We start from the raw sequence: 26,812 nt of genomic DNA on the forward strand, positions 1-26,812 counted from the left end.
ATAAAATGTGTCTGAGAGTATGTGATGATTATAGCCACGATTAAAGATATAGCTAAAATTGCCAATGTTTCTTCGGCTACCGTATCCAGGGTATTAAATAACGATCTGACATTCAGTGTACCTGAGGAGACGAGACATCGAGTTATAGAGATCGCGAAAAACCTGAACTATCGCAGAAAAGAACGAAAAATGAGAGGTGAGTCGAATAAAGAAAAACATTTGAAGTTCGGCTTGCTGATCTGGTGTTCGGAGCAGATGGAGTATTTGGATCCCTATTATTTAGGTATACGTCAAGGGATAGAAAATGAGTGCGAGAAGCAGGGAATCACGATTAGCAGAGTATTTCGTTTTTTGGATGAGTCCAATATCATTATTGATGCTCAGCAGTTGGATGGATTGTTCGTGATAGGCAACGTGCATGCAGAAATTATCAACAATGCGACTGACACGCTGAACATCGTATCCATTGACTCCGTAATCAGCGACGATTACGATTCTGTCATGTTCGATTTGCGCAAAGCAACAAGGCAAGCGTTGAATCATCTTTTTCAGTTGGGTCATCGGAAAATCGGGTATATGGGCGGAATCAGTTATATTCGCACTTCTGAAGGCAAAATGTATAATACGGATACCCGACAAAAAGAGTTTGAACTGATGTTGAAAGAGCTGGACTTATTTAATCCGAACTATGTATTTACCGGCGAGTGGCGTGCTGAAGATGGATATCAATTGATGAAGCAAGCACTAGAGGCTGAGGATAAGCCTACAGCATTTTTGATTGGGAGCGATCCGATGGCAATCGCTGCACTTAAGGCAATCAGTGAATCCATTTATACAGTGCCGGAAGATATAGCTATTGTCAGTATAGACGATATAGAGCTAGCTTCGTTCGTAACGCCTTCATTAACGAGCATCAGAGTTTTCATGGAAGAAATGGGACAAACAGCGGTCAAGCTAATGATGGACCGCTTAAAGGGACGCAAACTGCCTCTTCATGTAACCATCCCGACAAAGCTTATGATTAGGAAAAGCTGTGGTGCAGACGCGTGATAGCATGAACCAGTACGGTAAAGCGAATACGAGGGTCAATTAGTAATATTACTTTTTGACCTCATGTTCGCTTTATCGTTTTTTTTTTTTGTTTTAAATGTTTTTTGGAAATTCAATGATTTAGTAAAACTAATAGTAATAAAGTATATTTTTTATAAATAAATTAGTAAATATATATTGAAATTAAGGATTGTATTTAGTAAAATTACGAATGTGGAGCGCTTTCAGCGAACAGCTAATAATCGGTACGATGTGATGTCAAATATCACTTAGACCGAGGAGTCTGGTTATTAAGAGGAAGGTTTTCATTCTAGTAATGATCTTGAAAGCGTATTCATATTGTGAAACTATATATAAAAGAAGGGGTGGAAGTTGAAAAAGACAATGCGAGTTTTACTGTCAACGGCAATAGCGATGAGCGTTACACTTGGCTCAGTAAAAGGTTAATTCATACATTCAAACGGATAACAATCAGGAGGAAATCATCATGTCCAAAATTACATTCTTAGGTGCAGGAAGCACCATATTTGCAAAAAATGTATTAGGCGATTGTATGCTTACGCCAGCGCTTCAAGGATTTGAATTGGCACTCTTTGATATCGATGCGGAGCGTTTGAAAGATTCAGAAAATATGCTCAATAATTTGAAGGTGACGCTCGGCAGTACTTGCAGGGTTAAAGCTTATACTGACCGAAAAGAAGCGCTGCGAGGGGCTGCATTTGTCGTCAATGCGATCCAGGTCGGTGGCTACGACCCGTGTACGATTACCGATTTTGAAATTCCGAAAAAATATGGCTTACGGCAAACAATTGCCGATACCATCGGAATCGGCGGCATTTTCCGTAATTTGCGCACGATCCCCGTCATGCTGGACTTCGCCAAGGATATTCAAGAGGTTTGTCCGGATGCCTGGTTTTTGAATTACACGAATCCGATGGCAGTTTTGACCAACGTCATGAACACCTACGGCGGTGTGAAGACGGTCGGCTTGTGCCATAGCGTTCAAGTATGCGTCCCACATATTTTCGAACATTTAGGTATGGATCACACCGGTGTTCAATGGAAAATTGCGGGCATTAACCACATGGCATGGCTGCTGGAAGTGACCAAAGATGGCGTTGATTTATATCCTGAAATCAAACAACGCGCCCGTGAAAAACAAAAAGAAATTCATGACGATATGGTGCGTTTCGAGCTGATGCATCGTTTTGGCTATTACATTACAGAGTCGTCCGAGCACAATGCTGAATACCATCCGTATTTTATTAAACGTAATTATCCCGAGCTCATTGAGAGATTTAATATTCCACTTGACGAGTATCCGCGCCGCTGTGTGAACCAGATCAACCGCTGGAAAACGATGAGGGAAGAACTAGTAAGCAACAAGAGTTTGACACATAAAAGAACGCTTGAGTACGCGTCGTACATTTTTGAAGCGATGGAAACGAACAATCCGTTCAAAATCGGCGGCAACGTCATGAATACTGGGCTGATCACCAATCTGCCGAAAGAAGCTTGTGTAGAAGTGCCTTGCCTGGTTGATGCGAGCGGAGTGACGCCGACTTTTGTCGGAGACCTTCCACCGCAATGTGCAGCGCTCAACAGAACGAATATTAACACGCAATTGCTCACAATCGAGGCAGCTATGACCGGGAAGAAAGAGCATATTTATCATGCTGCATTGCTGGACCCACACACGTCGGCCGAACTGTCGATCGACGAGATTGTGGCGATGTGCGATGACCTCATTGAAGCCCATGGCAATTGGCTTCCTGCGTTCAAGTAACAGATATGCGCACAGCGAGAATAATTACAACCTTGGCAGACAGTATACGCGATTTACTGCAACGGTCGGCGTGGACGATGAAGTCGGTCCTAATGGCGCTGTTGTGTTTCAAGTATTTGCGGATGGTGTAAAAATTTATGACAGCGAAGCGATAATCGGTGGTGCGTTTGAATTATCAATGACCGTCCGATTGGTTGGATTCGAAGCTGTACAAATAAAGGGGATGCTCGCTAATGAAGAAAACTTGGTTAAGTCTAGTGGCTTTCATGTTGATTCTCTCGATTACATTAATGGGGTGCTCGCAGCGCCCAGAGGGCTCCGGCACGGCGAAAACAGAAGCACCGAAAGAAACGCCTAAATCGGAGGGCGGCAACCAAGCATCCGGTGGAGGAAACAAGACCAAGGTTACCGTCTACAGTTCCGTCACTTTAAAATCCATTCAAGATGTTTATAAGCAAATTGCTGCGGATTTCTCTAAAGAAAACACGACCGTGGATGTTGACTTGCAATTTCCGGGTTCCGAGTACGAGAACATTATGAAGGTCAAAATGGCCGCTACCGATTTACCGGATGTTTTTGACACTCACGGTTGGGCGATTATCCGTTACGGTAAGTATCTGGCTGATTTGAAAGATCAACCGTGGGCGTCACAGCAGACGGATACGATCAAGAATGTTGTCACCGACAAAGACGGCAAATTGTACGCGCTTGTTCTTGCGGAAGCCAAAGATGGTTTGACATACAATGCGGATCTGCTCAAACAGTATAATATCGAGCCGCCTAAAACGTTCAATGAGCTGATGGCTGCTGCAGAAAAGATCAAATCGGCCAGCAATGGCGCAGTAACGCCCTTCTACTTCTCGGGTGTCGATGACTGGTTAATTGGTCAATTTTTTGATTACTTTGCAACATCTGCGTTCATTAGTCCGCAGCAAAATGAAGCACAAAACCTGTTGGACGGCAAGTTTGACTGGCGGAAGTGGGATGTGCTGTCGGAGAAGTTCCTGGACTTTTTCAACAAAGGATATATGAACAAAGATGTGCTTACCGCTAAGTACAGCGATTTACCGCAGCAATTCGCACAAGGGAAAGTCGCATTCTCCTTGCAGGGTCCTTCCTTCGCTGATGAAGTGCATAAAGTAAAACCGGATCTGAAAATTGGCTTTATGCCTGTACCTTCCATGGTTCAAGGCGATGAGCCTAACTTCTCCGGCGGCGAACGCTATACAATGGGCGTTTGGAAAGATAGTAAACAATTAAATGAAGCGAAGAAACTGGTCGCATTCTTTGCGAAGAAAGAAAATATGGAGAAAATTGCAAACGTAACTAAGCTTCCAGCGGGATTGAAAGGTATTGATTCAAAGCACGAATTCAGTGAGTTCTACAACAAGTATGCATCGGTTCGCGTTTTTCCTTATTTTGACCGTGTTTACTTGCCTAACGGCATGTGGGATGTCATGTGTAAAATGGGAACGTCGATGCTCGGCGGCGGTGTAACGCCAAAACAATTCTCTGACAAAATGAAGCAAGAAGTAGAACGACTGCGCAAGTAGTTCCTAGGGAGCTAAGGGGGAGGGGACCACTCCTCCTTTTATATGTCAAAACGCAATTGGAGGTAGCTAAATGATCAACACGCAAAAAGGCAAACTCGGCCTTTCCGTTCAATCAAGCGCCAAGCGCAACGGTTTCAAACGTTGGCTTAACTCCCCTGCCGTCATGAACCTCTTGTATGTGCCTGCGCTGATGCTGTTTGGCATCTTTATTCTTTATCCTTTCATCAAAGGTATTCAAATCTCGTTTACAAACTGGGACGGTTACTCACAAGATTTCAAGTGGATTGGAATAGACAATTACCAGCGCATGCTGACGGATCCCGATATCGGCAGAGTCATCCGGAATACGTTTATTTATGGCGTAGGCAGCACCATCCTCCAAAATGTGGTCGGACTGGCCTATGCGCTGTTCTTGAATATGAGTTTTCGTCTCAAAGGAATTACCCGAACAATCATTTACTTGCCGGTTATCATCAGCCCTCTCATTATGGGATACATTTGGTACTTTTTTTTCCAATATAATGGCGGGGCCATTAATGACGTTATTCAATTTTTCGGTTCACAGCCCGTTAATTTACTCGGTGATCAGAAGCTTAACGTTTGGATGATTACATTTGTCAACACATACCAGTATGTGGGTATTGCGATGGTGATCTATTTGGCCGGACTACAGGTAATCCCAAAAGATTACTACGAAGCGTCAAAGATCGATGGAGCTGGTGCTGTTGCACGTTTTCTCCATGTGACTTGGCCTTTGCTAGCCCCATCGGTCACGATCAGCATCGTGCTGAATCTGATCGGCGGACTAAAGCTGTTCGATGTCGTTACGGCAATGACTAACAGCGGCCCCGGGTACGCATCCGCTTCTCTTTCCACTTTAATGTACCAACTGTATTTCGGGAGACAGGATGCAGGATATGCGGCTTCTATCGGTAATCTGATGTTTCTGATCATTTCCATCATCAGCATTACGGCACTGTTCTTTTTACGGCGACGGGAGGTTACGGTATGAGAAAGAAAAAATGGCTACTTAATTTGCTTGCGCTGATCATTGGCGTCATTCACATCCTGCCGTTTTATATTTTGTGCACGTCATCTTTCAAAGCTGCGGACGATCTAAGTTCAAAATGGGTTCCTCCAGGCTATGCATATTGGCAAAACTTTATTAGTGCCTGGCAGGAAGCGAATTTAGGCCGCACATTCATCAATAATTCGGTCATTACATTTGTGGCTGAAGTGCTTGTTATTCTGCTCGGCTCTATCGCGGCCTATCCACTTGCGAGAAACAAAACCAAATGGAACAAGTTTATTTACACCTTGTTTATTTCCTGTCTAATCATACCTCCGCTGACCATACTCGTACCGCTTTATAAGGTTATGGTTGATATTGGAGGTGTCAATCACTTCTGGGGCATTATTTTACTGCATGTTACTTTTTATCTGCCGATCACCATATTCCTGTATACCGGTTTCATTAATTCCATTCCTGCTGAGCTCGATGAGGCAGCTATGATCGACGGAGCGGGCCGATTCTCACTATTCTACCGCATCATATTACCGCTTTTAACACCGATAACAGCGACTGTCATCATCTTGACAGGTGTGCAAATATGGAACGACTTTTCGTTCTCCGTGTTTTTCTTGCAAAAACCGGATACGCGTACGATCACTGTTGCACTATCCGCATTTTTCGGAAGATTTAACAACAATATCGGCTGGGTTGCCGCCGGGTCGCTATTAGGAGCCATTCCGATCACATTCGTTTATTTGTTTTTGCAGCGATACTTTATTCAAGGTATGGCATCGGGGGCTGTGAAGGGGTAATTCAAGTTAAAACGAGGTAAGAGCATATAAGGAACAATTATCACAGTAGTTTCTAATGTACAGGCACTTCTAGGCACCTACCCACATAAACTAGAGAACGTACTTCATGTTCGATAAATTGGTTTATGGATTACCCGTCTGATGAAAACAACGTGGGGGTGTTCAATTATGCCTGGATTGTTTGCAGCGATTGCGCTGTTTATTAAACAGTTGACCTTACTTGTGTCTTATGTAAAAAATAATGCTTTTCCCCAACCTCTTCATGAAGAAGAGGAGACGAAACATCTCCAGCTTATGGCAGAAGGGAATCAGCGTTCACGCAACCTGCTGATTGAACACAATCTCCGTTTAGTGGCTCATATAGTGAACACGTTGTGAACACGAACCGATGTAGTTTTGTTGTTACATTGTTTCCGCATACGGTGCATGTGGAGTCGGTTGCTATGCTGGTGAGGGATGGTACAGAGAACTGAAAACTTTATATTTATTGGGTTTTAGGGTGTGTTACAGTATGAGTGTAAGTGGTAGTACAGAGGTTGTAAAATGGTGTTGATGTAAAATTGATGTAAAAGTTAATCGCAATTCAACCTAAAAGAACATAAAGATGACGCTAGGAAGTGTTGATCCTGCGCGTCATTTTTGTTGTCCTGAAGACTGACTTGTGAAAAATGATTCGAACTTATCTGCAGCCGACTGATCGGCCGATCGGAGTGCATGACCGTAGATATTCATTGTTGTGGTAATGCTTCCGTGACCAAGTCGCTCTGATATGATTTTAGCATGAACTCCTTGATTAATCAGAATTGTAGCTGATGTATGCCGTAGGTCATGAAACCGGATATATCTGAATCCGTTTTTGTTAATGAAATGTCTAAACCATAAGTAGGGTCGTTCGTGATGGAAAGGTTGTCCGTTTGGATGAGAGAACATAAAAAACCAGTTACTCTTATACTACTCGTTACCTATGTCAGATCGTTCTTTTAGGCGGTAAGCGTAGTATGCCCTCATCTCCTCGAGCATTGAACTCGGTAAAGCGACCTTTCGAATTGAATTTCTTGTTTTGGGCTGTTTAACGATTACGTGACCTTTTAATGCGTGTATCATTAGTTTGCGAGACATCTATTACACCACTATCCCAGTCAATATGCTTCCATTCAAGTCCTAGTAACTCACTTCGACGTAGACCAGTCGTAAGTGCTAGCGTAATCATAACCCTCCAATGGTATGGCTCCTTCTGTAGGGCATATATCATTCGTCCTACTTCCGCTTCGTCATAGGGGATAACTTCATTAGAGATAACCTTAGGTTTTTGCACATCGTTTGCAGGATTACGCTTGAGAACTCTCCATTCTACAGCACGACTGAAGATGTTCTTTAATATGCGGTGCTGAATCTGAATGGTTCCAGAGGCTAACCCTCCGCTCTTTTTATCCCCGCGACTGCTTTCCTTCTCAAGAGTATCAAGAAAGTTCAGAATGTGAAGCGGTTTAATATCTTCCAGCCTTAAATGCTGAAAGTAAGGAAGAATTTGGTTCTTTAAATTGGATCCGTAAGTATATAGTGTCTTGTACCCCAGATGTTTAACAGCATATTTGCTTTTCCATTCTTCAACGAATGCTTCGAATGTCATCTTTTGAGGTGCGATATATTCATCAGACTCAACCTCTATGCGAAACTTTGCATATTCGTTTTCAGCTTCCCGCTTTGTTCGACAGTGAATGGTCTTTGTGCATCGAATATATTTACCCTTGGCGTTTCTGCCAATGTTCACCGTTAAGAACCATGAATTATCGCCACGTTTTTGAATGTTAGCCATTAGGATCATCCCTTAGTAATAATAGTTTATACTACTAGTATGTCCAAGATATCCGCACCGAGACCAGGAATTGGTTTAGACAAGTTATATTTATAATTGATAATTACTTTGTAGAATAGGAAGATAACAACTATTTGGTTAGCAAAACAATCAAATAACTGGATCGTGACATGTAATATTATTTGTTCTGCGAGTATCCATTGTTTCTCAATTAGGTATTTCCCAATGGATCTAGGAAACTCAACTTCAGACTCTAGTAATGAAAATAAAAATGTAAATAGATAGAAATCCAACTATCGATATCAGTGCTGTTATGGAATTACGTACCAATAATGTAGGCAAGTTTGTGCTAATAGTTGAAAGTATAATTCTTAATATTCTTACTGGTAAATCGGAGGAAAAAAAAGAATTATGTCGAATTAATTATAAACTTAAGTAAATATAGAAAATTGTATGCATTTGAAAACTGAGGTGACCTACATGACTACCTATACAACAGATCAGAGTGGTATTCATAGTTTAAGTGGCTTTTCCTTTCAGATAAGGGTGTTTGTGAATTATATGCTTTCATTAAAAGAAGGCATGCAAATCGAGTTCGAAACTATTGATGATGTAAATATTTCGAAAATTGGTCCCAAAGAAATAGATGATTTTGAAGATAACTATTTGAACAAACTTGTTTCTAAGAGCTCGAATACAGCTATTCAAGTCAAACGAACTACCATTAACGAAAGTAGTGCAGAGAAAATACTGATTAATTGGGTGTTATTAGAATCATCAGAAAATAAGATCTCCGAGTATGTACTATTTACCCATGATGAATATGACAACGATGATATTGTATTTAAAAGAACTGCTAAGGAGTATTATGAATTAATTCAGGCGTCCATGAAAGGGCCTAGAGCGCATATAACAAAGGTTAAGGAGTTATGTAATAGTTTGCAAGAGTTTGAGTTAATATATAATTCCATTTGCGAAAAGTATAAATTTATTTCAGTGAGAAATATAGATGAAAAAATAGATGAGAATTGCTGTGATCATTTTAGAAAAGCAGCTGTAAATTCGGTTATTTATTATCAACGCATTGGTCAATTAATTCAGCATATTACAGTGAAAATAATGGAAAGTATTAATAACAAACAGCCATTCATCTTAAGTTACGCTGATTTTATAACGTCAGTGGAAGAAATTTGTTCAAGATTGAATGATCATGTTATGCAGCCGCTTTATTCTGAGTTTAAAAAACTCCAATCGATAGATTTGGGTGATCATAGGATTTCCCATTCTAGGCAGTATAAGCAGTTAATGGCTTGTGGATTGCCGCAAAATCTTATTAAAGATCATTTAATCTTTAATGAGTACTATAGACAATTACGTTTAAACTATATGGAAGCAAATAAAGTAGGGAAAGTCGGAGATATAGAGGAAACTACATTTGAAAATTTTGAGAATGCTAAATTTAGCTTAGTAAGGAACAAAAAGGATGAGCCATATAACCGACTGGAAGAAACTAAAAAGCTTCCTAATTCTCATGCGGATAATGAACAAATACGCTATGGATCGTGTATTTATTTAACTAGTGATGAGTCTGAAGATCATCAAATTTCGTGGGAGGACGAATAGAATGAAACAAAGGGGAATGTCAAAACTAAAGTTAGAGGCAGAATCATTACAGATTAGTATATACTGTTCTATTATTATGGATATTTTGATAACACATAAAGAACTGAGTGTTAATAAAATGTTGTTCTTTACATACATCGTGAAAAAGGAAAAGCTTTTACCTGGTAGTATTTACAATGGAAATAATACTCAAGATATAATATATAAGTGTCTTTCATATCTCACAGGTGATTTTCATGAGTATTGTAATAGTATTGAATTTATACTTAAGGCGATCCACATACTTAAGGTAAAAGGTATGATAGATTTAAAAAACAGTATAATACGAATAGATATACAGAATGAAACAAAACTGTCTGGAAAAAGGATTTATGAAGAAAGTTCATTTATTAGGAAAGCGATCGATGCAAGCAAGAGAATATCCGATACACAATTTATGAGAGAGGTCGTAAGTAATGTTTAAAATACATAATTTAATACTTTACGGTGCTAACGGTGATGAATATCAGTATAAATTTGAATCCGGATTAAATTACTTCAAAGGGAAAAATAGTTCAGGTAAAACTGAATTTTATGATTTTATTGATTATATGTTTGGATCCACAAAAACAATTAACAAAAGGCCGTGGTTTATTGATAGTTTAGAAAAAGCGACAATGTTCTTCGAGTATAAAGGAATAAATTACTCAGCAACAAGAAATATAGGATCAAATAGGAATAATATAAGTTATACCAACGAAGTGAATAATGAATCTATAGATTTACGAGAATATAAAGAGAGACTTAATTCAATTTTTGCTCATGATTTAGGATTTCTAGATGAAATAAGAAATTTCACGGATGAAGACCTAACATACAGAACCTTTACGATGTTTAATTTCCTCGGAGAAAAAAGACAGGGTGCGATTCAAGACTTTTTGGATAAGTGCAGTGATGTTAAGTATTCAATCAAATTGACACCAATATTAAATTTTATTTTCAATAAAAATTTGGATAAAATTTTTGAATTGCAGCGGGAACTAAAGGACCTAACAGATGAGGTTAATACTTTAGAAATAGAGTCTTCTAGATATGAATTTATACTTCGTCAGGTTAATAAAAACTTAGAAATACTCGGTATTAATAGGTGGTATACAGGGAAAAATGCAAATGATGTTCGAATTGAAGTTGGTAAATTAAAAGAAATGCGTAAAGTAGATAAGACTAAAAAGGAAAAAAATATAGCCGAGTTAGAAGTTATGTATAGCAATATCACAGAGCAAATTAAAATTTATGAGAATCGGATTTCAGACTCTAAACAGCATGAAAAAAACAATGAAAATAGAAAATATTTGCTAAATAGGTTGGATACTTTGCTAGAGGACAATGCTAGTTTTGAGTATCTAATATTTCCTATAAGAAAGATCATATCTGAACTTGAGCACACTATATCTTTTAATAAATTGATTATAGGCGATAATACTATTAAAGAATTGCGAAATCAACAAAGTAACCTGAAGGATGAGATAAAGAGGAACGATTCAAGGTTCAGATTATTCTCATTAGAAGAAAAAACAAAAGCGATTATTTTGATTGAAGATTATCTATCTGTGAATATTAGGCAGTGTGATAATGAAATTAAAGAAAAGAGGAAAAGAATACGAGAGATCCGAGAGGAATTGAAAGTATTACAAAGTTCAGATGATACAAAAAAGATTAATGAGTTATCTCAATTTATTACAGAGCTTTATCTTGCTGCTAAAGATATTTCCTCAATAGTAGGCGATGATATTAAACAAGATGGATTTAATATACAATATCGAAAAAAAGGTAATATTTTGCAGCCTACCGTTGTAGTAAGTGACGAAAAAGAACATGGTCAGAAGGTTACAAGTAACTATTATATTGGTAGTATGGCTCGCCATACTCTAATTCAACTTTGTGGTTATTTAGCATTCCTTGCTATGTTAATAAAAGAAGATAAGTACCCATTGATTCCTATCTTAGTCATCGATCATATATCAAAGCCATTTGATGAAAAGAATGCTAGAGCTATTGGAAAAGTTATTACTACGGCATACAATTGGATCGGTAAAACCAATTTGCAATTGTTTATGTTTGATGATGAGGAGTTTGATACTCTAGGGATAGAGCCTGATCATTCAGAAGATTTGGTTATGAAGGGCAAGTCGGGATTTAACCCATTTTACTTCCCTCCAATGAATAGTTATGAAGTTTAAGACAATAGCACTACTTCAGGGGTTCAATTGGATTATTTTTTTCTTTTCTAACTGATAGATAATATTGGTGGGTTTGATTCGATATAAAAAGGGGAGTATCGTATATTAAGGCGTCCGCAATCTAGATGTCATTTAATAGTTAAGCTATGGTGAACAGAGAATTTTGTTGAGCATCATTCCCATCTTGTGGTCTTTCATGTGTTGAAAGAATGTCTAATACAACAGCAAATCCATTAGTTCAGAAGTGTACCTCTTCGCTCAATTTAAGCCTTAGTTATCACTTGAGTAAGTGTTTTCTAATATTCTTGCAAATATTCATTAATAGAATACTAGAGAGTAAGTTCAATCGATAATTTAAAAAATCGAATCGATAGAGTTGGACAATAAGTGAAAAAATATTCAATGATTATGTCTCTTCAAGTATTTTGGCCATATCAAAAAGAGGAGGGACATATCGTAGCGTTGTGCCTACATTTTTGTGGCGTAGCTGGTGTTGAATATCCACGATGTTCATACCCCCTTTTTGCATCAAATATCCTGCAGTGCGTCTGAGATCATGTGGTCGAATGTGCCTCGCAAGACCTGCCTCACGAGACTATTCCGACAATATCCGTTTAAAGGTATCAACCGACATGGCTTTCCCTTTTTGATGGAACAGGTATTCATCGTCCTGATTTGCAAATTTGAGATATTCATGATGTTGTGTGTAACGCTCAAGTTCTGCGCTGAGGTCTTTGGGGATCGCAACGGGCTGTTTAAAGGTTTTTTGTGCATCAAAAACGTGTATGATTCTTGTTTTGAAATTTAGCCGCTTCCGCCGAAGGAAGCGGACCTCTGAAATACGTAATCCTGTAATCAGCATGAATCAAATAAACACAAATTGCTGCTGGTAAAAGGGATCTTTCCGTAAGGCGGCTTTTAGGAGAGCGATATACTCCTCTAGCGATAACGCAGTGTTTTGAACCGGTGACTCGCATTTAGGCCTAGGATAACCGATCATCGGGTTATACTTTATCAGATCCATGGAGTGAAGGAACTGAAAAAAACGTTTCAGCGCAGTTACGGCTGCTGCTTGTCCGTTATCCGTAAGTTGATCGTTTTGCTTTAAATTAATGAAAAAACGATCGTTAAGATCTGGTATTACAGATGTAAAGAAAATGGCTCTATTTAGAAAAGAAGAGCCATGTGATTCTCTTCTTTACATGATTACTAGAGTATTCACTGTCTCCCTCCGTTTCTTCGCCGGTTAAAACGCAGGGTACAAATCTCTGGTTTACATCCTGCTCTGAGGTACAAGAAAGATTTGATTGCTATTCTAGAAAGAATGGAGGAGCAGGACTTTTGGTTTACTTATAGAAAACAAAGTATTATTGATATCAAAAATGTTTGGATTAATTTATAAGATAAATTTCCCCATACACATGGGGGATTTGTGAAATTTAGAGGGAGGCCTATAATGAGTGGATCCATGTACTTTGACAGTATTGAGACAGAAAACGAAACAGTTCACTTAGTATTAGATCAAATCGAGGAGTTTTCTAAACAGAATAGCAAACAAATCTATGTATTAAATAGCCCTTTAGCAGAAAAGAAATACGAATATGAATATAATGAAGCAATTGTAATATTAATTCCGGACTATAAAATCATATTTTTAAATGTTGGATCAAATGAAGAAGCTTTTGAAGATTTTTATAGCGATTTTTTAGAAGACTTAGGAAACATATCTGACAAATATGATTATAGAGATATATTAGGTAGACGCCGGCAGTGGGGGACTGATCTTTTTGCTACAGCTAAATGGAATTCTGGAGATTCAATACAAACTGTATTAAGTGATTTTATTTTGAAAGATGAAGATCAAAAAAGAAAAATAGATTTACTAATTTCACTACTAATTGGAAGTATTAACTCTGTAGATAGAGTAGGGAAGGAATTACCCACGAGCATTTTAGATAAGGTAAAAAGAAAGATCATCTTATTTGATGGAGACCAGACACAGTTTATTTTTAAAAAGATAAATAAAAAGAGGGTAATAATACAAGGTCTTGCTGGTACAGGAAAGACCGAATTATTACTACATAAGTTAAAAGAACTTTATACTGAAAAAGGCACAGAAAATAGAGTTGTTTTTACTTGTCACAACAGATCATTAGCAAATAAATTAAAATCACGCGTTCCAGAGTTTTTCAATTTTATGAAGGTTGAGGAACAAATTGAATGGGATAAAAGATTATGGGTAATGCATAGTTGGGGTTCTCGTACTGATCTGTCTAATGTTGGTCTGTACAGTTTGATTTGTAAGACGTATGGCGCGATTTTTTGGAGCGCTGGTCAAACATCGTTTGAATATGCATGTAAAATGGCTCTTCAACAACTTAACTCTATGCCTGATTTTGAACCTTGTTTCGATTATATATTAATAGATGAAAGCCAAGATTTTTATGAATCATTCTTTCAGCTTTGTGAAAAAGTCACTACTAAGACTGTTTATGTATCGGGGGATATATTCCAAAATATATTTAGAGATACTTTACCCGAAGTGGAAGCTGACTTTTTATTGAATAAATGTTATCGTACAGATTCTAAAACTTTAATGTTTGCACATGCACTGGGTATGGGGATATTGGAGAGACCTGTATTACGCTGGTTAACAGATGACGAATGGGCTGCATGTGGCTATGAAATTGACACTAATGGACAAACATATAGTTTATCCAGAAATCTACTGAGAAGATTTGAAGATATCAGAAAAGAAGATGTACCAAGCATCGAAATTTTACGCACACCAAGCTACGATTGTCGAGAAATAGTGATAGATGCAATAAAAAATATTAAAGCTAATCACCCAACAGTTGGTCCTGAGGATATAGCTATAATATTTGTAGATGCAGTGAATTCTAATTATGATATGTTGGATGATATTTCGATTATGATTTCAAATGAGTTCGGTTGGAGGACCAATAAAATATATAAAACTAAAGTGAATATCAAAGAATCAGTGTTTATTAGTAATAAAAATAATGTAAAAGGTCTGGAATTTCCATTTGTTATATGTATAGCTAATTACAAAATAAGTGATAACATAAATGCTCGAAATACCTTATATATGGCTCTAACACGTTCTTTCATAACAACTAATTTAATAATTTCAGAGAATGCAAATACTGACTTACTTCCAATATTGGAAAATGGACTTAATTCGATTAACGAGAACGATGCTATTGTTGTTAATAAACCTAAAGAATCTGATATTTTAGATAGAACAGCATTATTAAGAAGAACGGAAGAACATTTTAAATCCCAAAGAGAAATTGTTAGTGAGATTTTTGTTGAGCTGAAAATCCCTAAAAAGAACCAAGAGAAGTTCAGGCAACTTGTCTCACTTATTTGTGAGGATAGTGTTGATAAACAAGAAATCAAACAATTAATTCTCCAAAATAAGGACTCTGTGAAATGAGAAAGTTTAAAGAATACTATTTGACTGTCAACTTAGCAGATATATTAAGATCTCCCATAAGAAATAAGAGTGACATTGTGTGGTTATTATTAAACTCATTAGAAGTTATCTTATCCGAAATTCCGGTTGCGGATAGAGGTTATGGTATTTTTAGTTTAAATATTAATAAAATGAGTAGAATATTTTTTGCTGCTAATATCGAAGGCTACATGAAAAACTTTTCATTTACGTTTCCTTTTACCATTCATCTTGAAGATAATTCAGTAAAAAAGCTATATAGCACTAACACTAAAATTGGGATCAACAAAACGATAGTTAGAATATTATTAGAATTAGCTGCTGAAGGTTTCTTTAAAGAAAAAGAACAAACCCCAAATATTTATGATGAAATGGATGCTTTATCTGTAGCGATAAAGAATAATATTAATGTAGATGAAGATTTAGATGATTATGAGGAAAAGGTTTGGACTATCATTAAAGAGTTTTTACTGTTCGAGCCTGGATACCTTCGATACGATTTTGATGAGGAGAGAGCTGACCCTGATTTACATCCTTTACATCATTTAGATGTGTTTTATTCATCACAAGCTACTTTTAAATTAGGTTTAAATGAATCTATATTTAAGAACAAATTGCTTGAAAGAGAGGACTTGATAAATGTCTTAGATATCACAACCCCGTGTTACTATATATCCAATTTATCTATAAAGAAATGACTTCGCAGCCACTAACGATGGTGAGTCAGCGATTTGTACTATTGAACGTGATGGCGCTGATGAAAACCGTGAAGAGCCGCTAAAAGGTATTCAAAACAAAAAGGGCTACGACCGGGATGAATGGCCAATGGCTATGTGTGAAGAAGGCGGCACAGGTGCGGGTATTGCATACATAAAACCATCTGATAATCGTGGAGTGGGCTCTTGGGTAGGAAATCAACTTGAAGATTATTCAGATGGAACAAGAGTCTTGTTTGTAATCAATGGAGGGGCTAGTGAATCAGTTAAAGCTGTTACTGGTGCAGATTCAAAGATTAACGCATCTACTGCAACCCCTAAGCCTAAACCAACTGCTAAGGCCCAACTCACACTAGAAGCTGAAGTAGATGAAAGTGTGATCTACTATCAAAATTGTAATGCAGTGAGAGCAGCGGGAGCGGCGCCATTATATAAGGAGATCCAGAGTATTCATTTAAACTTGATCGTGACAAAGACGGAGTAGCATGCGAGTAATAAACTCGGCATGAAGCTCTAGATTGCTATTGCAATAATAACTGTTTTTTTGTAAAATAAGAACAAATCCGAAAGCATCGGTAATTAAGGCAAAAGAGCCAGCGGGAAAGCATCCTGCATGGCTCTTTTTTATTGGAAAATTACCGTCCTCTTAACGAAAAGAAGGATAATGCATTTCCGGATCAAGCTATATTCCTTGTCAGTCAGTGGGTATTATTGATGTAAAATTGATGTAAAACATCAACCAAACCGAACGGAATGAAGCCTTCCCTAACAGAAGCTCATTAATAAATAGCCCGTCAATTCAAGGTTACTACGGATTGTAACAGATTAATTCCCAGGACAATATGTTCCCGCATACGGTGCATGTGTAGTGTGTAGTGTCAACATATAGAAAAGATCTTTTATAGAAGGCGATAAGGGGTTGGATGTCTTGTCATCGCCTTCAGTTCTATATTTGTTTAGACGGTGAAGTTGTAAATGATTTTTACATCACCGTCTTCTTTGATTTCAATTCGTTTTACAATCATGAGCAGCAGTTCTCGATCTAGTTTTTCAAATGAAGTTAGTTTGGCAATGTCGGGAAATTTCGGTTTGTTAACTTCATCATCCTTGGAGAGATCAGAAATCCTTTGTCGATATTCTGAAAGCTCCTTCTCATAACGTACAAGTAGTTCATGATACTTCTCTTTGGTCATTTCACCATCTAACCATTTATCCTCAGCATTATTTTTGCGCTTTATAACCAATTCGATATTATTATTGAGATTCAAAATTTCCTTAGCAGTTGACCGTTTCCCACTGTCAGCTTCTTTTGCAGCTTTTTTGTAAAGGTTTTAGTGTCAATATGTTCTCCCATTAGCATTCTGATATCGCTCAGAATGAGTTCTTCCAGATGAGATTCATAGACAGAATGTCGAGATGAGCAGGACGAGTATATTGAGTTCATCAATAAGCATTTAGTAAATGACGGATTTAAGTTCAATTTGGCTGATAATATTTCAGGTTTTCCAGTTTATCGTATCGATAAAGTGCTTGACGGGGTTAAAGGCAATGTGAAGAATCTGATATTCGCCGCAGTTGGTCAGAAGCCTGAAATTGTTATTAGCGACTCGATCAATAATGACATTAGAATTGTGAAGCATGAAGAAAACTGTTTAGTCTACGACCGTAATATTCCTAATACAGGTCTTTATTGGGCTGACCTTGTAATGTGGTGGGCAGATATGAATGGTATATCAGAGCCAGATATAGAGACGGAAAAACAACTATATTTGCGTTTATTTCAAACATTGGCATCTCCACCAGAGAAGCTACTATTTAAAAGTTACTTTAGATGCTTCAAGGAATTGTTCGACAAAAACTTCCCTGCTTTAATACCTCAAGTGTATTTACACTATGACCCATATACAATAAGGCAGCGTGCAGGAAAACCTTATTTATCAAGGCAACGTATGGATTTTCTCTTACTGTTTTCAAACAAGCAGCGTATCGTCCTTGAAGTAGATGGAAAGCAACACTATTCTGATGAAGATATATCGAGTCCCAAAAAATATGCTGAAATGGTCCAAGCCGACAGGAAATTAAAGCTAAGCGGCTATGAGGTTTATCGATTCGGCGGTTATGAATTGATGGATGAGGAAGCGGGGGCAAAGGTCATAAAAGACTCATGGTTATGTTAAGGATTGAGCTCTTGACTCGTATTTTGTCAACTCGTGTATAATACAGCAGGGTTAAAAACTAACGCAATATTCATCTTGAAGCCTTGTTCAGATAAAGGTGTTTCTGTTATAAATTTACCACTTTTACTCATCGGATCGTAAATGAAAAAGAAACTACACCGTTAAGTGTAGAACATGCAGAATTGGCAATAGATACTCTTTGTGATATTGCAAAAAATAGTGTTAAAAGAAAATAAACCATTAGACTGAAAAATAAAGTGTTTTCTTAGTGCTTAGATTAAGATAAGTTCCCTGTTTAAGCACTACATGCTACCCGCGTACGTTCTTTAATAGGTGATTGGAAATGGAATATAATGAGGAGGACGTAGCCCAAGCGAAGGCGCGGGAGCGTTCTTTTTATTGAACTAACGGGCAGTTTAGCTCAATGTACTAATAGAGGAAAGATGAGGAAATCTAGGTGCAAACCGAATCGCAGGATAAATGAATACTACGACAAGAAAAGGAAAGAGGGCAAGCCTTACAAAGTGGTCGTGATAGCTTGCGCCAACAAGCTTCTCCATCACGTGTACGCCATCCTTTGTAAAAGCGAGCCCTACAAAGCTTTAAAAAACCATATTCATCCATAACCCTCTCGCCAATGAAGGTTATTTGTGCTGTTCAGAAAAGTATATCTGTATTCTATTACTTAACCAAGTTGTAATGCCTGACAAGTATTAGCTGGTTTTTTTGTTTTACGCAAATAAGGAGTATTTGAGTGATGTAAAGTATGCTTGACATCAAAATGAAAGTAAAGTATCCTTTACGTAAAGCTAGTTTTACATAGAGGTGGGGTTGGATGGAACATCGCATTAAAAATTTAAGAGCAGCTATAGGGCTAACACAGGAACAGTTGTCCGAACGAGTTGGTGTTTCGAGACAGACGATCATATCCATTGAGAATGGTCGATATAATCCATCCTTAGAATTGGCATATAAAATTGCTAAAGTGTTTGATCGTTACATTGAAGATGTATTTATTTTTGACAAGGGGAGTGAATAATCATGAGTTTGGATCAGGTTGGAGTCTTACTGATGATACTGCTCGGCATTTTTGGAGGATTGCTCGGGTTATGGTGGGGTCGCAAGCAAGCAGCGCGTCAAAGGGGACTTGATGAAAGATTTCATATCATTTCAAGTAAATCTCAAGCAGCCGCATGGAAAATTACGCTGGTAGCAATCTATTTCCTATTCATCATGATGGTATGCGGTGTGAAATTGTCTGCAGCTCCTGTCCTAGGGATTGTATTGCTCGTTCATATGGCAGGATGGGCGTTCTCGAGCGTGTATTACAATATTAAGCTATAGTGAACATCGAGCATGTTAGATTGACAATCGCTAAAATATAGGTGGTTTTGTCTTAAAATAGAGAAGTAAGGATCATTAAGCTAACGGGAAACTATAGCTTAATAAACAAAAACGCGGCTGCCGGCATGGATCGGCAGCCGCGTTGCGCTAACGGGCAGTTAACGCAACTTTCCAAACACTAGTAACGTTAAACTATCGATTGCTGTCTTTATCCGATATGGGAAGCGTATCCCCGGATTTGGCGCGACTAGCCGGGCGACCGCTGCGTTCGCTGCACAACGAGGTTCGCGACATGTTCGCATAAGGCTTAGCTGGTTCGGTGAACTGGCCAAGGCCATCCATTTAAAAACCACGCTGAGCACCTCATGCGAGATGCCTCAGCGTGGTTACGAGCCCGGAAGCCGGTTCGCGATCGGTTAGTCTTGCGGCCGATTGCCTGGTTCCAGGCCGGATGACGATACCGTCATCACCGGTTTTACAGTAAGATCGTTATGTACTCGAATCTGGCACGATAAGCGGATGTTCGATTCCGCAATGCCTTTGGCCTGCAGAAGAGCGGCTTCCGCTTCACCAACCGGACCGGCGTCTCCATCCACCACTTCGACCCGGCACGTTGTGCATTTGGCGTTGCTGCCGCAGCGGTGCAATATGTCTACCCCGTTATCCACCAGGGCAAGCACAAGTTTAGTACCTTCTGCAACTTCATAGGAGCCTCTTCCTTCAATTTGAATCGTCGGCATCTTAGACTTCTCCCCATTCCTAATTTGGTAACTGCGCAATCAATGGCTTATCATGTGCAATATCACTAATCATACTCTCCAAAATCGCGATCTGTAAACAACCGAACGCGTTATCCATTGGCATGTATGAGGAGATCAAGCTTTGCTACTTCATCACGGTTGCGTAATAGCGGCATCGGATAAAATCGAGGGAGTTCAATAGCAACAAGAAGGCAGCCGATTATCGATCGGTTGCTTTTTTCGTTATACTAACTGGCAGGATAGCTTCAACAATTGTCATTGTTTGAGAACCGGCAGCTACTATGACAATCTAGGATAAAATTGGTAGTTCCAACTAAAATTCAAGCTAAGGAGCCTAGTTAGTTTGCTTCTAGCTTATACAGCAATGGCTGCTAAGCCGTTTTTGGTTCTGCGAATGTTGAGTTATTAAACCTCAAAGAACAATTCTTATATATATTCTACGATTCGTAGGTGTGATTGTACCAGTGATTGAAATATAATACTCTTCAAAGAAAGGGAGGTGTCTGTTTGAATCAAGTTAAAATCGGAAGATTTATTGCAAAAATGAGAAAACAGCAGAATTTAACTCAGTGTGAATTTGCTGATACTCTCGGAATTAGTGATAAAACTGTAAGTAAATGGGAATGTGGCAACGGGATGCCTGAATTATCCCTTATGATGCCGATTTGTGAAATTCTCCAAATCAATCTTAACGAGTTATTTTCAGGAGAAATGCTGACCGATTCAGACTACAAAAAGAAAGCAGAGGAAAATATAATGAAACTAATAGAAGAAGCGGAGAAAATGAAAAAGAACATTGTTGGTGGTAAAGTTTTAGGTAAGGTGGCTAATATTGATATGAATGTGAGCGAAGCACATAAAACTAATATCGAGTTTTGGAATACAATAGGCAGTGAGTTTTTGGGTGTAACAGCTTTACCAAGTTGGGGGGGGTATTTACCATCAGAGGAGAAGTTGAACTTACTTGGAGATTTGTCGGATAAAAGCGTGCTCGAAATCGGCTGTGGTAATGGTCACTCCTTAAAATATGTTGCAGATTTAGGGTCAACTGATTTGTGGGGATTGGATATATCTGCTAATCAAATTCTAAGAACTGAAAATTATCTTCAAACACAAGGAATCAGTGCTAAACTGATTTGTTCATCTATGGAGGATGAATGTGGATTACCAATTGATTATTTCGATTTAGTATACTCTGTTTATGGAATTGGTTGGACAACAAGCTTGGACAAAACCTTTAAACATATTCATTCTTATTTGAAAAAAGATGGAGTATTCGTTTTCGGTTGGTCACATCCTATTCATAAATGTGTGTCAGTTGAAGATGACAAACTTGTTTTTAGTAATTCTTATTTTAATGAAGAATGGTATTGTGCTGGTATGAGCGATAAAGAAATTATGCTCTCTAATCGTATGTTGAGTACATATATTAACTCTTTAGCCAGAAATGGTTTTGTTGTTGAAGAACTTATTGAAGAAACGGACAAAGAAAAAGCAATGGCATCAGATAATGATTTTGGCAAAAAAGCATTAATGCTGCCAACGGCTTTTGCCATTAAGGCGAGAAAATTGTAGGTTCTCAAGCATACATTCTTGTCAATTTGATTTATTTGATAAGAATGGCAATAAACTTACAACTGTACCCTCAAATGCTACTAATGTAACAGTTGGAGGTACTGACAGTTAGGGTCATTAGGAATTAACATATCTGCACCGGTTGCAAGTGTTAAAGTACGAGTACAATTACAACAATCATAACAGCTAGAGATTTCAACAAAATTGAATATATATCAGAAGGCATCATCATCATTCGAATGGTGCCTTTTTATGCTCATGTGAGCATCTAGGTAAGCCAATAGAAGCGTTAGATGTATAAGGAAAGACGGCTATTCGGTGAACCGTACCACTGTTAATCACTACGCTAACGGGACACGTTAGTTCAATAAAATGAGCAGCTAGCATCCGCCGAGCATAGAAAGACCGCCATTGAAGGCGGTCTAAAAAATTTATCATTTCTGCCCGACAATAAGTCCTGGGGATATTAAGATTGCATCTGTTTACAAACAGTATTCCAATCATAGAGAGGAGACCTGAGATGATTCGCTGTAAGCCTTGATTTTATACATCAAAAGGAATTAATTTTGTTAGGTCACAGCCACTCACCCTAATTAGAGCGTCTCAACCAATTTCTGAATCTTTGAGTGGGAAATTAAATATACATTACCCATTATATCTATTTTGCCGTCCTTTACACGCATAGCGCTCTCCTGTTCTGCCGCATAAACATCAATCTCCTCAGACAAGGGGAACAGGTAGCCTTGAACCAGCGCGGCGTAGTCGAGTCTAGAATGAGATTCGTAGGCAAAACGATCAAAGCCTATACCATCATAAATAGTACTTGTTTCAACTTCATAGCCAGCGTTTTTCGAGCATAACCATTTTGCAGACATGTTTATCGCACCAGCGCTGGCACCCATTATAAAGGCATTGCTGTTCTTAATCGCATCCGATAATTCATATTCAACCAAAAAATCGTTCTGCAAAACAGTATTTCCACCGCATAAAAAAATGACAGAAGCGTTTTGAATTAATCGCTGGGCATCTTCCTTCTGCATGCGGTAATCAATTAAATGATATTCATCAAAAATAATGTTAGCCTGATTAAACCATGTCCTTTCAAAAACATCATCAATGTTAACTTGCTCATCTTTATAACCAGACGGTTGAGCGCTAATCATAACAAGCGATTTTCTGTCTGTTATATCCTCATGCAACAATTTGACCAGCTTCTCTGGAAAAAAATCATTAAACCAACTGAGATAGTAGTGAGTTTTCAAACTTAATTACCTCCATATGTACTATTTACATTCATCCATTCTTAACTATAAAACATATTATACACGCTAGAAAGATGAACGTTTCTTCAGCCATTTCGTTTACACACCCTTGTACACTTTTCATAAATCCAACTCTATATTACCATAAAATGGAATTTAAGTATGAGAAATATGTTTCCACGTTAACCTGCCCGTTAGCTTAATGAAAAACAATTTATAACCTCCACCCTTTATATTACGGCATCACCCGAAGGAGTAATTAATATGGCGGCGACAAAAAACTCCACCTCATATGTGACCATTTCAGAACAAATGGTATGGTAGCTCAATGAACCGCCTTTACACATCTAAAGTGGTTTTCTTATGATTAAATATCAACATTTGAATTTAACAAAGCCTTATAAAAAAAGGAGCGAAGAGCTGGAAAAGGCATATTTTATTAAAACTCCTGCGTATGGTTTGGCGGGGTTTATTGGGTCTTTATATCGTGGTGCTATACTGGTTTGTGACTTGGTTTTCGGGATATATTCATGTAAACAAAAAAACACCCCATCATGGGGTGTTCCAAATGTTAACTTAAAACTTTCAGTCGGTAGCTTTCAAACCTTGAACGTAGTTTTTTGAATCCACAGTTAGTTGATTTGCCTTATTGTCGTATTCCTTTGCTTGCTGTGATGCCTTCTGAACTGCACTAATTGAGCTATCAATTTTATCCTGCGCCTGTTGACAGGCTTGCTCAATATCCTTTGAAGTAAATTGTGCCTTTGGTGAACCTGTCGTATTCGCTGAAACTACTTTTTGTAACGTTACCCAATCAGATTGTACAACGGAAAACTGCTTCTTGATGGATAATATGTAATCATTTATCACACCGACTTTGTTATCCATCGAAGTGTCGTCGTACTCGATAGAAGTTAAGTCATACTCCACTTGCGTTAAGTTATATTCAACTTGCGTAAGTTGATAATCGGTAAACGGCTTCACAGAAGCTAGTTCCTTCATCTTCTTTTGGTGTTCCTGCATTTGATTCCAATGGGCTTGATATGATTTCATCACATTATCAAAATCCGTAGCCTTCACAAGTGATTCGCTAAGATTTGAAAGTCTGCTAATATCGTTGCTCAACTTATTGTTAGCGTTTTTAACGGCTTCCTGTTGGTCATTGATTGTCTTTGCTTCCGCTTTTTTCTCCTGCTCTTTTGTGTTGTAGTCTTGGACATTATCACGTAACTTTGAAACAGCTGTATTATACTCTGAAACCGTTGCAGGCTTGTAAACATTTGTGTTCAAGTTTCCTTGTGCATCTGGAAAGACAAGACTTAATTCCTTATTCTTTAATGTTCCTGTCAGCACCTTGCCGTCATTAAGAGTAATGCTAACGGAATCTCCGTTACGGATACCCTTGAATGGATCATTTTTACTATCTGTTTTAACCGATTGATCTTTAATTACATGAAAGGTTTGAACCTGTCCTACTAACTGCTTATCCACTTCTGTCCATTGGACAAACTGTACACCACCACTAGCAACCAAAAGAAATCCTTCTTGTGTATTATTTGCTTCATTTGTCTTTTGTGGTTGAAGTGTGTTGGTAACGGCATTGATAGGGTTAGCCGTAGTTCCGTTATTTGCTTCCTTTTTGGAGCACGCTGATAACAATAAAGCCATACAACATACAATTATGGTTATTCGCCATGTTTTCTTATTCATCTAGTATTCCACCTACTGCCATTCCTTATTTTGGTATAAAATTTATAGTTCGATAGTCACAAAAGAATTCCTTCTTATATTCTAGAATTGTACCGAAACAGGTTCGTAAAAAATAAGCCCTTCGGCTTTTGACCGTTAGGCTTATTGATAATATGTATTGTTGAATTATTCATAAATTAAAAAATAATGTCGAAAATAGCTTTCGATCTAGAGTCTTGTTTGCCTAAAAGCTCTATCGTGTTTTTTAATATTAAACTTACCATAATGTTTGTTGATTCACGATCATTATACCTATCAAAATAACCTATATGTATTTCGACGTGTTCTTGAATATCCATTGCGTCTTCGGTAACGGAATCAAACCATATTTATGATCGGCTGTCTTTTTTCAAATAACAATCAGATCAGTGAAAAACATGAAGAAGGAAAGATATACGACTGTGCATATCCCCATCGTACCGAGGCGCTCGTTTTTGTTTAAACGCTAATTTTTTTATTTTACAGGAATTCTAACGGGCAGGATAATCAAGGACAGGCGTATTAATGAGTTTTGCAAGATCTTTGCCCAATTCATCGATGAAGCCTGTAAAACAACAGCGCAAGAAATAAACAACTTTAGTTAGAACCCCGATTTTCCCTTGAAGCTTTTTTTGAGTTCGCTCTAGTTCAAGATCGAATGCTTTTGTGTTATTCTCTAATTTTCGAATTAGTTTTTGAGCTTTTCGTTCGGTTTGTAATAGTATCTTTAAGTTAGCCTTTATTTTAATCATATTACTTAACATTTCTTCCATTTCATTCTCGATTTCTTTAATCTTTTTATTTGCACTCATGTGACTAAATACGCCAAGCACTGCTAGTGCTGGTAACAATACAAGTCCTCCTAAGACAACAGAGCCAGCCGCCATTCCTCCTCCTCCAACTGCCAATGCCCCTCCTCCGAACCAAGCTAATGTCGCATTTGTTGCTGCTATTCCTGAAAGGCTTGCAATTGCCGTACCAGTTGAAGCCGATCCAAGAGCTGAAACAAGCGCCCAAGCTCCAACCGCCGTTCCAACACCTGAAGTGATACCCGCTGCTGCGTTAACGGCAATATTGTAGGCATTCAGTGTTTGGTCGATATAATCGAATTTATGAGAAACTTGGTTCAGATTAATACTTTTCTCAGTCATCTGAAAATCTTTCGACAGATATCTCCACTTCTCAAGACTTTTTGAAGCAGATACTTTCAGATCAATTACTTTTTGCAAAGTTCGGTTTACTCTTGAACGACGCATTTCCATAAGATTGTACTTTGCTTGGTATTTCGAACGAAGATTTCGATATTCTTCCATTTTCTTTTGGACTCGTCCATGGGCACCTAATGTGAGAATATTTTTAAAAGTATCCAACTTTGTTCTCCTTCTTTCGATCAGAACTGGAATTCGATATTCGCATTCTTGAAATGTGATAATTTTACCAAGGTAAATTTTACCCTTTTTCTGTATAGTGTGGCAATGACTAATGTTGAAAGTTTGTAGCAACGAAATAAAACTCCACCCTTTAAAATACCGTACCACATGATACGGTATTTTAAAGGGTGGAGAAATAGTTATTATTGATTTCGTTGCGTATCAGCAATGTATTCGTACTGCAACGAAACTGCTCTTCATTAAGCTAACGGGCAGGTTAATACAGCGACAAGGGGGAGAGACAATGGAATATAGGTTACCTACTTGTGATGAGGTAAAAGATATGTTTAAAATGTCCTTAGAGGTGAGATGTCGAGGGAAAAAGTTTCAGAATGGGCATCGCATTACATTGTAAATGACGATATATACGACATCAGAGATGCAAGGTTGTGGAGATTGCTTGACCTGGCTTCTGGTATTGATTTATTGGTTTCCCAAAATGAATATTTACACTGTACAGAGGATATAGA

At 38.1% G+C, this 26,812-nt stretch carries 22 protein-coding genes and 4 pseudogenes; 18 read left to right on the top strand and 8 right to left on the bottom strand.

Annotated elements, in window-relative coordinates; all coding sequences use genetic code 11:
• Positions 1-24: 24 nt before the first annotated feature.
• From ACSBOP_RS06400 to ACSBOP_RS06430, 7 genes and pseudogenes are all read left to right on the top strand, one after another.
• On the top strand, positions 25-1,050 hold the full coding sequence (locus ACSBOP_RS06400) for a LacI family DNA-binding transcriptional regulator (RefSeq protein ID WP_442603604.1): 1,026 nt from the start codon (positions 25-27) through the stop codon (positions 1,048-1,050).
• 487 nt (positions 1,051-1,537) lie between these two features.
• Positions 1,538-2,836, top strand: coding sequence for an alpha-glucosidase/alpha-galactosidase (locus ACSBOP_RS06405; protein ID WP_442603605.1), 1,299 nt, complete (start codon positions 1,538-1,540; stop codon positions 2,834-2,836).
• Entirely contained in the window at positions 2,808-3,194 is a 387-nt protein-coding gene (locus tag ACSBOP_RS06410) for an NPCBM/NEW2 domain-containing protein (RefSeq protein ID WP_442604397.1), read from the top strand. Before ACSBOP_RS06405 ends, ACSBOP_RS06410 begins: the two co-directional genes overlap by 29 nt.
• Entirely contained in the window at positions 3,127-4,389 is a 1,263-nt protein-coding gene (locus ACSBOP_RS06415; protein WP_442604398.1) for an ABC transporter substrate-binding protein, read from the top strand. Before ACSBOP_RS06410 ends, ACSBOP_RS06415 begins: the two co-directional genes overlap by 68 nt.
• A 163-nt stretch (positions 4,390-4,552) precedes the next feature.
• Positions 4,553-5,401, top strand: coding sequence for a carbohydrate ABC transporter permease (locus ACSBOP_RS06420; RefSeq protein WP_442604399.1), 849 nt, complete (start codon positions 4,553-4,555; stop codon positions 5,399-5,401).
• On the top strand, positions 5,398-6,213 hold the full coding sequence (locus tag ACSBOP_RS06425) for a carbohydrate ABC transporter permease (protein ID WP_442603606.1): 816 nt from the start codon (positions 5,398-5,400) through the stop codon (positions 6,211-6,213). The genes ACSBOP_RS06420 and ACSBOP_RS06425 overlap by 4 nt, the downstream gene beginning before the upstream one ends.
• A 168-nt stretch (positions 6,214-6,381) precedes the next feature.
• Positions 6,382-6,579 (top strand): annotated as a pseudogene (locus tag ACSBOP_RS06430) (RNA polymerase subunit sigma-70); the annotation flags it as partial.
• 267 nt (positions 6,580-6,846) lie between these two features.
• Here ACSBOP_RS06430 and ACSBOP_RS06435 read toward each other — a convergent pair.
• Both ACSBOP_RS06435 and ACSBOP_RS06440 read right to left on the bottom strand, forming a co-directional pair.
• Positions 6,847-7,143: a site-specific integrase gene (locus ACSBOP_RS06435; protein WP_442603607.1), complete on the bottom strand. Its 297-nt coding sequence runs from the start codon at positions 7,141-7,143 to the stop codon at positions 6,847-6,849.
• 139 nt (positions 7,144-7,282) lie between these two features.
• Positions 7,283-8,029 carry a site-specific integrase gene (locus ACSBOP_RS06440; protein ID WP_442603608.1) on the bottom strand — a complete coding sequence of 249 codons (747 nt, stop codon included), beginning with the start codon at positions 8,027-8,029 and terminating at the stop codon, positions 7,283-7,285.
• Between the two features lie 480 nt (positions 8,030-8,509).
• Here ACSBOP_RS06440 and ACSBOP_RS06445 point away from each other — a divergent pair, with 480 nt between their 5' ends.
• From ACSBOP_RS06445 to ACSBOP_RS06455, 3 genes are read left to right on the top strand one after another with little or no spacing between them, the layout of a single operon-like run.
• A complete protein-coding gene (locus tag ACSBOP_RS06445) occupies positions 8,510-9,652 on the top strand; it encodes a hypothetical protein (protein ID WP_442603609.1) in 1,143 nt (380 codons plus the stop codon).
• 1 nt (position 9,653) lies between these two features.
• Positions 9,654-10,115: a hypothetical protein gene (locus ACSBOP_RS06450; protein WP_442603610.1), complete on the top strand. Its 462-nt coding sequence runs from the start codon at positions 9,654-9,656 to the stop codon at positions 10,113-10,115.
• Entirely contained in the window at positions 10,108-11,871 is a 1,764-nt protein-coding gene (locus tag ACSBOP_RS06455) for a hypothetical protein (RefSeq protein ID WP_442603611.1), read from the top strand. Before ACSBOP_RS06450 ends, ACSBOP_RS06455 begins: the two co-directional genes overlap by 8 nt.
• A 406-nt stretch (positions 11,872-12,277) precedes the next feature.
• On the opposite strand, the pseudogene ACSBOP_RS06460 reads toward ACSBOP_RS06455, so the two are convergent.
• A pseudogene (locus ACSBOP_RS06460) lies at positions 12,278-12,733 on the bottom strand (tyrosine-type recombinase/integrase).
• A gap of 594 nt (positions 12,734-13,327) precedes the next feature.
• Between ACSBOP_RS06460 and ACSBOP_RS06465 the strand changes: the two are divergent.
• The 3 genes and pseudogenes from ACSBOP_RS06465 to ACSBOP_RS06475 form a co-directional block, all read left to right on the top strand.
• Positions 13,328-15,331 (top strand): DEAD/DEAH box helicase, encoded by a 2,004-nt coding sequence (locus ACSBOP_RS06465; protein WP_442603612.1) that lies wholly within the window; start codon positions 13,328-13,330, stop codon positions 15,329-15,331.
• Positions 15,328-16,047: a hypothetical protein gene (locus tag ACSBOP_RS06470; protein WP_442603613.1), complete on the top strand. Its 720-nt coding sequence runs from the start codon at positions 15,328-15,330 to the stop codon at positions 16,045-16,047. Before ACSBOP_RS06465 ends, ACSBOP_RS06470 begins: the two co-directional genes overlap by 4 nt.
• A 7-nt stretch (positions 16,048-16,054) precedes the next feature.
• Positions 16,055-16,309 (top strand): annotated as a pseudogene (locus ACSBOP_RS06475) (NucA/NucB deoxyribonuclease domain-containing protein); the annotation flags it as partial.
• A 712-nt stretch (positions 16,310-17,021) separates the two neighbouring features.
• On the opposite strand, the gene ACSBOP_RS06480 reads toward ACSBOP_RS06475, so the two are convergent.
• The gene (locus ACSBOP_RS06480; RefSeq protein WP_442603614.1) at positions 17,022-17,333 is read right to left on the bottom strand and encodes a hypothetical protein; all 312 of its coding nucleotides are present in this window, start codon (positions 17,331-17,333) and stop codon (positions 17,022-17,024) included.
• A gap of 159 nt (positions 17,334-17,492) precedes the next feature.
• Between ACSBOP_RS06480 and ACSBOP_RS06485 the strand changes: the two are divergent.
• From ACSBOP_RS06485 to ACSBOP_RS06495, 3 genes and pseudogenes are all read left to right on the top strand, one after another.
• Positions 17,493-18,242, top strand: a pseudogene (locus ACSBOP_RS06485) (hypothetical protein); the annotation flags it as partial.
• A gap of 835 nt (positions 18,243-19,077) precedes the next feature.
• Positions 19,078-19,281 carry a helix-turn-helix transcriptional regulator gene (locus ACSBOP_RS06490; protein WP_442603615.1) on the top strand — a complete coding sequence of 68 codons (204 nt, stop codon included), beginning with the start codon at positions 19,078-19,080 and terminating at the stop codon, positions 19,279-19,281.
• Between the two features lie 2 nt (positions 19,282-19,283).
• Positions 19,284-19,586, top strand: a complete 303-nt coding sequence (locus ACSBOP_RS06495; RefSeq protein WP_442603616.1) for a hypothetical protein — start codon at positions 19,284-19,286, stop codon at positions 19,584-19,586.
• Between the two features lie 416 nt (positions 19,587-20,002).
• Here ACSBOP_RS06495 and ACSBOP_RS06500 read toward each other — a convergent pair whose 3' ends face one another.
• On the bottom strand, positions 20,003-20,326 hold the full coding sequence (locus tag ACSBOP_RS06500) for a 2Fe-2S iron-sulfur cluster-binding protein (RefSeq protein WP_442603617.1): 324 nt from the start codon (positions 20,324-20,326) through the stop codon (positions 20,003-20,005).
• 528 nt (positions 20,327-20,854) lie between these two features.
• Between ACSBOP_RS06500 and ACSBOP_RS06505 the strand changes: the two genes are divergently transcribed.
• Entirely contained in the window at positions 20,855-21,922 is a 1,068-nt protein-coding gene (locus ACSBOP_RS06505; RefSeq protein WP_442603618.1) for a methyltransferase domain-containing protein, read from the top strand.
• A gap of 593 nt (positions 21,923-22,515) precedes the next feature.
• On the opposite strand, the gene ACSBOP_RS06510 is transcribed toward ACSBOP_RS06505, so the two are convergent.
• The gene (locus tag ACSBOP_RS06510) at positions 22,516-23,184 is read right to left on the bottom strand and encodes a Type 1 glutamine amidotransferase-like domain-containing protein (RefSeq protein ID WP_442603619.1); all 669 of its coding nucleotides are present in this window, start codon (positions 23,182-23,184) and stop codon (positions 22,516-22,518) included.
• Positions 23,185-23,547: 363 nt separating this feature from the next.
• On the opposite strand from ACSBOP_RS06510, the gene ACSBOP_RS06515 reads away from it, so the two are divergent.
• A complete protein-coding gene (locus ACSBOP_RS06515; RefSeq protein ID WP_442603620.1) occupies positions 23,548-23,808 on the top strand; it encodes a hypothetical protein in 261 nt (86 codons plus the stop codon).
• Here the strand turns inward: ACSBOP_RS06515 and ACSBOP_RS06520 are convergent.
• Both ACSBOP_RS06520 and ACSBOP_RS06525 read right to left on the bottom strand, forming a co-directional pair.
• Positions 23,770-24,894 (bottom strand): hypothetical protein, encoded by a 1,125-nt coding sequence (locus tag ACSBOP_RS06520; protein ID WP_442603621.1) that lies wholly within the window; start codon positions 24,892-24,894, stop codon positions 23,770-23,772. The genes ACSBOP_RS06515 and ACSBOP_RS06520 overlap by 39 nt on opposite strands.
• Before the next feature lie 509 nt (positions 24,895-25,403).
• Positions 25,404-26,282: a hypothetical protein gene (locus ACSBOP_RS06525; protein ID WP_442603622.1), complete on the bottom strand. Its 879-nt coding sequence runs from the start codon at positions 26,280-26,282 to the stop codon at positions 25,404-25,406.
• Positions 26,283-26,812: the final 530 nt, after the last annotated feature.

The organism is Paenibacillus sp. KN14-4R (assembly GCF_052180255.1).
Classification (GTDB): domain Bacteria; phylum Bacillota; class Bacilli; order Paenibacillales; family NBRC-103111; genus Paenibacillus_AM.

Excerpts from the sequence above, each read along its gene's own strand:
- ACSBOP_RS06400 (WP_442603604.1), top strand. The coding sequence starts at position 25 with ATGATTATAGCCACGATTAAAGATATAGCTAAAATTGCCAATGTTTCT.
- ACSBOP_RS06405 (WP_442603605.1), top strand. The coding sequence starts at position 1,538 with ATGTCCAAAATTACATTCTTAGGTGCAGGAAGCACCATATTTGCAAAA.
- ACSBOP_RS06410 (WP_442604397.1), top strand. The coding sequence starts at position 2,808 with ATGGCAATTGGCTTCCTGCGTTCAAGTAACAGATATGCGCACAGCGAG.
- ACSBOP_RS06415 (WP_442604398.1), top strand. The coding sequence starts at position 3,127 with ATGGGGTGCTCGCAGCGCCCAGAGGGCTCCGGCACGGCGAAAACAGAA.
- ACSBOP_RS06420 (WP_442604399.1), top strand. The coding sequence starts at position 4,553 with ATGAACCTCTTGTATGTGCCTGCGCTGATGCTGTTTGGCATCTTTATT.
- ACSBOP_RS06425 (WP_442603606.1), top strand. The coding sequence starts at position 5,398 with ATGAGAAAGAAAAAATGGCTACTTAATTTGCTTGCGCTGATCATTGGC.
- ACSBOP_RS06435 (WP_442603607.1), bottom strand. The coding sequence starts at position 7,143 with ATGTTCTCTCATCCAAACGGACAACCTTTCCATCACGAACGACCCTAC.
- ACSBOP_RS06440 (WP_442603608.1), bottom strand. The coding sequence starts at position 8,029 with ATGGCTAACATTCAAAAACGTGGCGATAATTCATGGTTCTTAACGGTG.
- ACSBOP_RS06445 (WP_442603609.1), top strand. The coding sequence starts at position 8,510 with ATGACTACCTATACAACAGATCAGAGTGGTATTCATAGTTTAAGTGGC.
- ACSBOP_RS06450 (WP_442603610.1), top strand. The coding sequence starts at position 9,654 with ATGAAACAAAGGGGAATGTCAAAACTAAAGTTAGAGGCAGAATCATTA.
- ACSBOP_RS06455 (WP_442603611.1), top strand. The coding sequence starts at position 10,108 with ATGTTTAAAATACATAATTTAATACTTTACGGTGCTAACGGTGATGAA.
- ACSBOP_RS06465 (WP_442603612.1), top strand. The coding sequence starts at position 13,328 with ATGAGTGGATCCATGTACTTTGACAGTATTGAGACAGAAAACGAAACA.
- ACSBOP_RS06470 (WP_442603613.1), top strand. The coding sequence starts at position 15,328 with ATGAGAAAGTTTAAAGAATACTATTTGACTGTCAACTTAGCAGATATA.
- ACSBOP_RS06490 (WP_442603615.1), top strand. The coding sequence starts at position 19,078 with ATGGAACATCGCATTAAAAATTTAAGAGCAGCTATAGGGCTAACACAG.
- ACSBOP_RS06495 (WP_442603616.1), top strand. The coding sequence starts at position 19,284 with ATGAGTTTGGATCAGGTTGGAGTCTTACTGATGATACTGCTCGGCATT.
- ACSBOP_RS06500 (WP_442603617.1), bottom strand. The coding sequence starts at position 20,326 with ATGCCGACGATTCAAATTGAAGGAAGAGGCTCCTATGAAGTTGCAGAA.
- ACSBOP_RS06515 (WP_442603620.1), top strand. The coding sequence starts at position 23,548 with ATGATTAAATATCAACATTTGAATTTAACAAAGCCTTATAAAAAAAGG.
- ACSBOP_RS06520 (WP_442603621.1), bottom strand. The coding sequence starts at position 24,894 with ATGAATAAGAAAACATGGCGAATAACCATAATTGTATGTTGTATGGCT.